Origin of the sequence: Pseudomonas sp. RIT-562 (assembly GCF_026241895.1) — a bacterium.
In the GTDB taxonomy this organism is placed as follows: domain Bacteria; phylum Pseudomonadota; class Gammaproteobacteria; order Pseudomonadales; family Pseudomonadaceae; genus Aquipseudomonas; species Aquipseudomonas mandelii_F.
The window spans coordinates 135770-144715 of the sequence record NZ_JAPJIV010000018.1 but is presented as its reverse complement, the minus strand read 5'-3'; the positions used below and the strand labels follow the sequence as shown (position 1 = coordinate 144715).

The following is an 8946-nucleotide window of genomic DNA, read 5'->3' as shown; positions in this document are numbered from 1 at the left end:
ACCTTGGGAGGATATGCGCAAGCGCTCCAGCGCGTCTATCGCCTCACCTCTTCCTGGGAGCTACTCGTTCCATATTCCAAAGTCCGACGCCCGCCTGCGCTTCGTCGACCCTCAATACGGATTCACAACTCCAGCGGCTCGCTTCTTCGCGATCATTTACGACAACGAGATTATCAGCAGCGTCCGCATGTCCCCTCAAATCGAACCACTCCTGCTCGACGACACGCTAAAAATCGTCCTGGATTTACAGGAACAGTGGCGCCAAAGCGGCTGGACAGTCCTCTGGAGCGATGACTTCCCGCCGTTCGCTGATACCCCCGATTGGAGAGAGAAGTTAAGGGATGAGAACAGAAGTGGAAAAACGTACTGGCGAGCAGGCGACAAGTACCAGATCATGCTGGTGGTCAATCGATTCACAGACAACAAGCGACCCACAGAAGAGCGCTATCTCATCACATTGGAAGTCTCGAAGTTCCGCGGTTATTAACCCCTCATCCCACCCCCGGATAAATTTCCTCAAGCACCTGCATCAACGCCCGCTTGCGTGGATTCTCCAGCCCGGTCCACGCCACGCCAATCCCGGCGCCGCTCATGGCTAATGCCAATGGTCGAGTCACCACGCCCACCGGCAGCGCCGAGGCAGCACCGCTCGGCAATATGCCGATGCCCAGGCCCGCCGCCACCAACGCGAGTTGCGTGGTGAACTCGCCCATCTCGCGGGCAATTGTCAGGGTGATCTTGCGTCGGTGGAAACCAGCCAGCATCTGGTCGTACAGGCCCGGGGCGAATTTGCGCGCCAGGACCAATACCGGACACTCCGCCAGATCCTGGGGCTGGATACGACGCTTGGCGCACAGCGGATGATCCTGCGGCAGCGCCACGACCAAAGCTTCTTCGAAGAGCATGCGGGTGTGCACGCCAGGCACGTTCAGGGGCAGGCGCACCAGGCCAAAATCCAGGGCGTTGTCCAGCAAGGCCCGGGCTTGGGGCTGGGAAGGCATGTCCTTGAGTTCCAGTTCGATGCGCGGGTAGCGCTGCTCCAGCGTGCGTACCAGCGCTGGCAACAGGTGCGACAAGGTTGAAGACACGAAGGCCAGGCGCAAGACGCCGACCTCGCCGGCGGCGGCCTGCTGCAATACCTCGCGGGCGCGGGCGGCCTGGCGCAGGGTGGCCAGTGCTTCGGGCAGGAACAACGTGCCCTCCTCGGTCAACTCGACTCGATGCCGGTCGCGTTCGAACAATTGCGCGCCGACGTCGTCTTCCAGCGCTCGTATCTGCGCACTCAAGGCCGGCTGGACGATGTGCAGGCGCGCCGCTGCGCGACCGAAATGCAGCTCCTCGGCCAAGGTGGCAAACGCCTTCAGATGCTTGAGTTCCATGACTCCTCCCTGTCCACACCGCCGTCTGGTGATCACGAGGGGTGATCACGGCATCACCATAAACGATTGGCACGCCGGCGCGATAGCGGTTGAAAGTGGCTCAACTCAGCATTCAACACAGGGAGACTCACATGATCGACAGCTTTGGTCTGCACGGGCGTCGGGCACTGATCACCGGCTCGGTGCGCGGAATTGGCCTGGCCCTGGTTCGCGGGCTGGCACAGGCCGGCGCCCAGGTGGTGATCAATGGCCGCGATGCCGAGCGTGCCCAAGGCGCTTGTGCGCTGCTGCGCGATGAGGGGCTGGACGTTGATTATTCGGTGTTCGACGTCACCGACCACCAGGGCGTCGCCACGGCGATTGATGCGCTGGAGCAGCGTCTGGGGCCGATCGACATCCTGATCAACAACGCTGGCTTGCAGCATCGTCAGGCATTGCAGGAAGTCAGTGCCGAAGACTGGCGCCGGCTGATGAGCACCAACCTCGATGGCGTGTTCAATGTGTCCAAGGCGGTGGCCCGCCACATGATCGGGCGCCGGCGCGGCAAGATCATCAACATCGGTTCGGTGCAGAGCGAGCTTGCCCGCCCTTCCATCACGCCGTATGCCGCCAGCAAGGGTGCCGTGCGCATGCTGACCCGCGGCATGTGCGCCGACTGGGCCGGCCATGGCTTGCAGATCAACGCCCTGGCGCCCGGCTATTTCCAGACCGAATTGAACCAGGCGCTGGTCGACGACCCGGCCTTCTGCGAATGGCTGGTGCAACGCACCCCCGCCGGGCGCTGGGGCAAGGTCGAGGAACTGTGCGGCGCGGCGGTGTTCCTCGCCTCGCCCGCCGCGGACTTCGTAAACGGCCAGACCCTTTTTGTCGATGGTGGCTTGACCAGCGTCGTCTAACTCTCACGCCAAGGACTCCGACATGCCTCAATCGCTCCCCACCCTCTGCGGATCGATCATGGGATCGCCGTTTTCTCTATCGGCAAAGATCCACAACGCCGCCTACGCGGCCCTCGGCCTGGACTACACGTTTGTGTGTTTTGGCGTGGACGATCCGGTCGCGGCCGTGGCGGCCATTCGTGCCCTGGGCGTGCGCGGCATGAACGTCTCCATGCCCTATAAAACGGCAGTGATCGCGCACCTGGATGCCATCGACGAAGCGGCCAAGGTGATTGGTGCGGTCAACACCATCAATAACCTCGACGGCGTGCTGACCGGCTACAACACCGACTACCTGGGCGCAGTGCGTGCCCTGGAGGAAGTGTGCGCGCTGCACAACAAACGAGTCGCGGTGATCGGTGCCGGCGGCGCTGCTCGAGCGGTGGTCTTCGGTTGCCTGCAAGCGGAGGCGGAGGTGACTGTGTTCAACCGCAGCGTCGAGCGCGGCGCTGCCCTGGCGGAGGATCTGGGTGCGCGCTGGGGTGGCAGCATTGAGGCTTTTGCCGCCGAATCGTTCGACATCGTCATCAATGCGACCTCGGTGGGCTTCAAGCAGCCGCAGAGCAATCCGCTGGACGGCCGCCTCGCCAGCCACCTGATCGTCATGGACGTGGCGTTCATGCCGGTGCACACCGCCCTGCTGCTGCAGGCCCAGGCGCTGGGATGCCGCACCGTCGCCGGCACTCGCATGCTCGTGCACCAGGCGTGTCGGCAGATCGAGTTGTACACCGGAAAACCAGCACCTATCGACATCATGGAGCAAGCCATGCTCCAGGAAATCCAGCGGTTGAAATTGTAAGCCCCCAACACCTGTGAATAACAAGATGCCGTAAAGGCACCTGGAGGTTTCAACATGACTCACGCTCCGTCCGACATCACTGACGCGCCACAACGCAACAAAGACCTGCACCGCGCAGCCTGGGCCTGCTCCCTGGGCAGTGCCCTGGAATACTACGACTTCGCGCTCTACACCCTGGCTGCAGCGCTGATTTTCGGGCCGCTGTTCTTCCCGGAGCAGACCCGCGCCATGAGCCTGATCGCCAGCTTCGGCACCTACTTCCTGGGCTTCGCGATCCGGCCGCTGGGCGGTGTCCTGTTCGGCATGATCGGTGACCGGGTCGGACGCAAGTTCGTGCTGGCGTCGACGGTGCTGCTGATGGGTATTTCCAGCACGCTGATCGGTGCACTGCCCACCTTCCATCAGGTCGGTTACCTCGCCCCCGTTCTGCTGGTGGTCCTGCGCTTGCTCCAGGGACTGGGCGCGGGTGCCGAACAGGCAGGCGCGGCAGTGATGATGACCGAATACGCACCCGAGGGCCGGCGCGGGTTCTATGCGGCCCTGCCGTTTCTTGGCATCCAGCTGGGCACCATCCTCGCGGCGCTGGTGTATTTCCTGGTGGTCAGCGGCAATGACAATGTGATCGAAAGCGGCCTGTGGCGCGTGCCGTTTTTCAGCAGCGTGGTGATCGTTGCGCTGGGCCTGTACATGCGCCTGTCCCTCAAGGAATCGCCGACCTTTATCCGCCTCAAGGCGCTCAAGCGCGTGTGTGAAAATCCGCTCAAGAGTGCGATGAAACACTCACGCCCCACCCTGCTGATCGGCATCGGCCTGCGCCTGGGTGAAAACGGTGGCTCGTCGATCTACCAAGCCTTGGCCGTAAGCTACATCGTGGGTGTGGTCGGCCTGCAAGGGCCGGTGGGAGTGCTGACCCTGATCTGCGCCGCCAGCCTCGGCGCGCTCACCGTGCCGATCGCCGGCAAGCTCAGTGATCGCTTTGGACGAGTCGTGGTTTACCGTGCCTTCGCGTTGCTGCAACTGGCACTGGCGTTCCCGGTGTGGTGGGTGCTGAGCCTGGGCAATGTGGTGGCGAGCATCATTGCCATCTCCATCGCGCTGGGCATTGGCACCTGGGGCATGTTCGGCACCCAGGCGGCGTTGTTGCCTGAGCTGTTCGGCTCGCGCCACCGTTACATGGGCGTGTCGATCGCCCGGGAAGTGTCGGCGGTGATCGCCGGAGGCATCGCGCCAATGATCGGGGCTGGAATCATTGCCCTGGTCGTCGCCAGTCATGACGGCGACGCCAGCGCCGGAGTCGGAGCCTGGTTGCCGATCGCCTGTTACCTGGCGCTGCTGACGTCGATCACCCTGTACACCACGTTCAAGACTCCAGAGACGCTCAACCGTGATCTGGACGAGCCTTGTGATGCGTGGGAAATGGCCCATGCCACAACGGCGAAAAGCATCCAGCCCAGGGCTGACGTGCGGCGCGGACTGCAAGTCTCGCAGGGCGGTCAAGGTTGAGGCCCAACACGCAAACCTGAACTGGACCTATGCATTCGCTCACCAGCGCCCGAAGGTAACCCCTGAGGGCTCGCTGCCCTGACCGAAAGCGGTCAATTGCATCTCATTAATACAATCATAGAGAGTGCAGAATGAAGTTCAGTTTTGTGCACAACGGCAATCCAAGCCGCCGACGTATCCTGCGCGATGCCTTGACCTTGGCGGTGGCGGCCTCGCCGCTGGCAAGCCTGGCCAGGGCTGCCACCGAACCCCTGGCGACCGACACCCATGCCGATGAAGTGACCTTGGCAGCTGGCCCACGGCCGCTGGTGCAATACCCGCAAAAGCGCCCATTAACATTAGTCACCACTCGCCCGCCGCATCTGGAGACGCCTTTTTCGGTGTTCAACCAAGGGCCGATCACGCCCAATGACGCCTTTTTTGTGCGGTACCACCTGGCCAATTTTCCGCTCAGCATCGATCCGCAAAGCTATCGACTGACCATCAAGGGCGCGGTCGAGACTCCGCTGTCACTGTCCCTTGCGCAACTCAAATCCCTCGCCGATCCGGTCGAGGTGGTTGCAGTCAATCAGTGCTCGGGAAACAGCCGAGGTTATTTCGTGCCGCGGGTGTTCGGGGCCCAACTGGGCAATGGGTCGATGGGCAATGCCCGCTGGGTGGGAGTTCCGCTCAAGGCGGTGCTGGAGAAGGCAGGCGTCAAGGCCGGCGCCAGGCAAGTGACCTTTCGTGGGCTCGACAGACCAGTGCTGGCGAGTACACCAGAGTTCATCAAGGCCCTGGATATCAGCCATGCCCTGGATGGCGAGCCGATGATCGCCTGGTCGATGAATGGCACTGACCTGCCATTCCTCAACGGGTACCCGCTGCGTTTGGTGGTGCCAGGCTATTTCGGCACGTATTGGGTCAAGCACCTGAGTGAGATCGACGTGGTGGACCAGGTGTACGACGGCTTTTTCATGGCCAAGGGTTACCGGGTGCCGGATAACGATTGTTTTTGCATCGCCCCCGGCACTCCGGCGGCGAAGACTCAACCGATTTCCAGACTGCCCGTGCGCAGTTTCATCACCAGCCTCAAGCAGGGTGATGTCTTGCCGCTGGAGGAAAGCGTGGTGCTCAAGGGCATAGCGTTCGACGGCGGCGCCGGGATCAACAAGGTGGAACTGTCGCTCGACGGTGGCCAGAGCTGGCGCGAAGCCCGGCTGGGCGAGGACCTGGGGCGGTTCTCTTTCCGTGAGTGGACGCTGGCGTTCACTTTCACCCGCAAGGGCGCCACCCAATTGATGGTGCGTGCCAGTAACCGTGCAGGTGAATCGCAACCGCTGCAAGCCGACTGGAACCCCGGAGGCTACCGCCGTCACGTCGTTGAAACCAGCCACGTGACTGTCGCCTGAGGAGCCCACATGAAACCTTTGACCACCCTGCTGTGCGCTGCTCAAGTGTGTTGGGCGACCATGGCCTGTGCAGCACCACTTGCGATTACCTTGCCGCCTGAAACGGCGGTGTTCAAGTCCAGCGCACTACCTGGATATCCATTGGCCCAGCAGAAGTGCTCCACCTGTCATTCTGCCGACTACATCAACTTCCAGCCGCCTGGCATGACCCTCGCGCAGTGGACGGCCGAGGCCAGCAAGATGCAACAGGTGTACGGCGCACCGATAAGCGATGAGGATGTAAAGATCATCGGCGCCTATCTGGCCGTGACCTGTGGCAGTGCCCGGGCAAGCGATGCCGAGGTGCAGGCGGCTTCGAATCTTTCGCCGGCGCCTGCAGATAAAGGCGACGCCATGGCTTTGCTTAAGAACCACGGCTGCCTGTCCTGTCATGCAATTGATCACAAGATTGTCGGGCCGGCTTACCACGATGTCGCGGCCAGATACGCCAGTGATCCGCAGGCCCTGGCCGGGATTGCATCGAGCATTCAGCACGGCAGCAGCGGAAAATGGGGGGATATACCAATGCCGCCCTTCGCACAGTTGAGCGCGCAAGAGCTGCAAGCCCTGACCACTTTTATCCTGCACCAGTAAAACTGCATGCATGCCGTAGCGCTGCTCACCTGTAGGAGTCTAGCTTGCCAGCGATAGCGTCAGCGAGATCGCCATCGCCGGCAAGCCAGGCTCCTACAGGGATTGGGGTGTATGCGGGATTTGGGTGCGCCACATATCCGTAGGAGCCTGGCTTGCCGGCGATGGCGATTTTGCGGGCGTCATCGCTGGCAAGCCAGGCTCCTACAGGGATTGGGGTGTACGCGGGAATTGGGTTCGGCACACATCCGTAGGAGCCTGGCTTGCCGGCGATGGCGATCTCGCGGGCGTCATCGCTGGCAAGCCAGACTCCTACAGGTGATCGGGGTGTACTCGGGATTGGGTTCGACGCAAATCCGTAGGAGCCTGGCTTGCCAGCGATGGCGATTTTGCGGACGTCATCGCTGGCAAGCCAGGCTCCTACGAGGGTGGGTTCTCGCTTGAATTCATGCCGGGGTTGCTGCCAAAAGCCCCGGCAATGAATCGCCGATCAAGCTGACGCCCGCCAGCGCCATCAGGACGAAGACCAGCCAGCGCACCGTACGCGGCGATAACCTGGGCGGATAACGGCGGATCAGCCAACTCACCAGCAGCACCAACGGCAATGCTTCGGCACTCAACCACAACGTCGTCAATTGCATCTGGCCTTGCGCTACGACTAGGCCCAGGCGCGCCGCTGCGTTCGCGGAAAATACCGTGATCAGGGTGTTGCGGATAATTTCGTAACCCAAGGGCTGGCGATAAAGGTGATAAACAATCGGCGGCCCGCCACTGGAGAACAAGCCATTGAGCAGGCCGCACAGACCACCGGCCAGCCAGAACGAAGGCTGCCGGGACAGTCGGGATTTGGGTTTGTTCTGCACCACGAGCATGAGGCTGGCGGCGACGATCAATACACCGAGCAGCAGGCGCAACCAGGTCAGCTGGCTACCACTCAACGCTTCGAGCCCCCACACGCCGAGGCTGACGCCAAGTAGACTGCTGATCAGCACTGGCATCAGCACGGCGCGGTCCAACTGCGGTTTCGGCCCGCCCAGGGTGCCCATCGCGTTACCCAGGGTGAGGATGCTGATCACCACGGCGACTTCGGATAAAGGCACCATATGCAGGGCCGCGACCAGGCCCATCAGGATCAGGCCGAAGGCAAAGCCGGTGAGGCTCTGGGCAACAGTTGCCAGAGCCACGCACAACAGAAAAACCAGATGGACTTGCAGGCTCATCCCAGCCACTTCACCGCAAACAGGATGATCGCCGCCAGGAACACGGTTTCACTGACCAGCAGGGTCGCCGGGCGCCAGCCCACTTCCAGCAGCGCCTTCAGTGAAGTTTTCATCCCGAGTGCGGCAATCGCGGTCACCAGGCACCAGCGCGACACATCGCCAGCAAACTCCTGCACCTGGGTCGAAGCGATGCCACTGCTGTTGAGAGCGACAAACAGCACAAAGAAGATGATGAACAGCGGCAACGGCAGTGCCGCGCGCGGGCCACCATCACCGCGTTTGCGCAGCAGCAACGACAGGCTGAAGACGATCGGCACCAGCATGGCTACGCGCAACAGTTTGACCACGGTCGCGGTGTCGCCGGTTTCTTCCGACATGCTGTAGCCGGCACCCACCACCTGGGCCACGTCGTGGATGGTTGCGCCGAGGAATATCCCGGCCTGATGGGCATCCAGGCCGATCCACTGGGCGAAAGGCGGATAGGCAATCATCGCGATGGTGCTCAGGGCAGTCACGCTGATCACCGTGAAGATGATGTTGCGCTCGCTGTCCTTGTCTGGCGGCAACACCGCAGAGATCGCCAGCGCCGCCGAGGCGCCGCAAATGCCCACGCTGCCGCCGCTGAGAATGCCGAAATCCCGAGACTGACCGAGTAGCCGCGAAAGGATGATGCCGAAACTGATGGTCAGGAACACTGCACCGATCACGACGGCCATCAGCGTCCCGCCGAGCGAGAGAATCTGCTCGACGGTGATGCGCATGCCCAGCAGCGCCACGCCACCGCGCAGGATGGTGCTGGACGTGAAGCGAATACCTGCCACGGCGCGCCCTTCTTCGGAGAGAAAACCCAGCGCCATGCCCAGCAACAGGGCCATTAACATCACCGGTGCGCCGTAATGCTCGGACAGGAAAGAGGCACTGGCGGCGACCACCAGTGCGGCGATGATCCCCGGCAGCAGCAGGCTGCATTTCTGCTGGCGGCGGCCCAACCAGGACGTCGATGGCTGAGCCGAGTCCGGCACCTGGTGGTGCACGGGGGGGATTGTGTGGTGCTGTTTTATTGTCATGTGTTCACCTACACCCTGTGGT

9 protein-coding genes are annotated in these 8946 nt (G+C 62.1%); 6 read left to right on the top strand and 3 right to left on the bottom strand.

Translation table 11 applies throughout. The annotated features are described in order from the left end of the window. A partial coding sequence (locus tag ORL50_RS20845) for a hypothetical protein (RefSeq protein WP_266017659.1) occupies nt 1-487 on the top strand: 487 nt, incomplete at its 5' end. Nucleotides 488-491: 4 nt separating this feature from the next. Here the strand turns inward: ORL50_RS20845 and ORL50_RS20840 are convergent. Next, on the bottom strand, nt 492-1379 hold the full coding sequence (locus ORL50_RS20840) for a LysR family transcriptional regulator (protein WP_266017657.1): 888 nt from the start codon (nt 1377-1379) through the stop codon (nt 492-494). 131 nt (nt 1380-1510) lie between these two features. Between ORL50_RS20840 and ORL50_RS20835 the strand changes: the two genes are divergently transcribed. From ORL50_RS20835 to sorB, 5 genes are all read left to right on the top strand, one after another. Next, nucleotides 1511-2275 carry an SDR family NAD(P)-dependent oxidoreductase gene (locus tag ORL50_RS20835; protein WP_266017656.1) on the top strand — a complete coding sequence of 255 codons (765 nt, stop codon included), beginning with the start codon at nt 1511-1513 and terminating at the stop codon, nt 2273-2275. 22 nt (nt 2276-2297) lie between these two features. Continuing rightward, nucleotides 2298-3113 (top strand): shikimate dehydrogenase, encoded by an 816-nt coding sequence (aroE, locus tag ORL50_RS20830; protein ID WP_266017654.1) that lies wholly within the window; start codon nt 2298-2300, stop codon nt 3111-3113. 54 nt (nt 3114-3167) lie between these two features. Then, the gene (locus ORL50_RS20825) at nt 3168-4616 is read left to right on the top strand and encodes an MFS transporter (RefSeq protein ID WP_266017653.1); all 1449 of its coding nucleotides are present in this window, start codon (nt 3168-3170) and stop codon (nt 4614-4616) included. A 131-nt stretch (nt 4617-4747) separates the two neighbouring features. Then, entirely contained in the window at nt 4748-6007 is a 1260-nt protein-coding gene (gene sorA / locus ORL50_RS20820) for a SorA family sulfite dehydrogenase catalytic subunit (RefSeq protein ID WP_266017651.1), read from the top strand. Nucleotides 6008-6016: 9 nt separating this feature from the next. After that, on the top strand, nt 6017-6640 hold the full coding sequence (gene sorB / locus ORL50_RS20815) for a SorB family sulfite dehydrogenase c-type cytochrome subunit (protein ID WP_266017650.1): 624 nt from the start codon (nt 6017-6019) through the stop codon (nt 6638-6640). A gap of 443 nt (nt 6641-7083) precedes the next feature. Here sorB and ORL50_RS20810 read toward each other — a convergent pair whose 3' ends face one another. Next, a complete protein-coding gene (locus ORL50_RS20810) occupies nt 7084-7857 on the bottom strand; it encodes a sulfite exporter TauE/SafE family protein (RefSeq protein ID WP_266017649.1) in 774 nt (257 codons plus the stop codon). Further along, a complete protein-coding gene (locus ORL50_RS20805; RefSeq protein ID WP_266017648.1) occupies nt 7854-8924 on the bottom strand; it encodes a YeiH family protein in 1071 nt (356 codons plus the stop codon). The genes ORL50_RS20810 and ORL50_RS20805 overlap by 4 nt, the downstream gene beginning before the upstream one ends. Nucleotides 8925-8946: the final 22 nt, after the last annotated feature.

Coding starts and splice junctions, on each gene's coding strand:
- ORL50_RS20840 (WP_266017657.1), bottom strand. CDS start 1,379: ATGGAACTCAAGCATCTGAAGGCGTTTGCCACCTTGGCCGAGGAGCTG.
- ORL50_RS20835 (WP_266017656.1), top strand. CDS start 1,511: ATGATCGACAGCTTTGGTCTGCACGGGCGTCGGGCACTGATCACCGGC.
- aroE (WP_266017654.1), top strand. CDS start 2,298: ATGCCTCAATCGCTCCCCACCCTCTGCGGATCGATCATGGGATCGCCG.
- ORL50_RS20825 (WP_266017653.1), top strand. CDS start 3,168: ATGACTCACGCTCCGTCCGACATCACTGACGCGCCACAACGCAACAAA.
- sorA (WP_266017651.1), top strand. CDS start 4,748: ATGAAGTTCAGTTTTGTGCACAACGGCAATCCAAGCCGCCGACGTATC.
- sorB (WP_266017650.1), top strand. CDS start 6,017: ATGAAACCTTTGACCACCCTGCTGTGCGCTGCTCAAGTGTGTTGGGCG.
- ORL50_RS20810 (WP_266017649.1), bottom strand. CDS start 7,857: ATGAGCCTGCAAGTCCATCTGGTTTTTCTGTTGTGCGTGGCTCTGGCA.
- ORL50_RS20805 (WP_266017648.1), bottom strand. CDS start 8,924: ATGACAATAAAACAGCACCACACAATCCCCCCCGTGCACCACCAGGTG.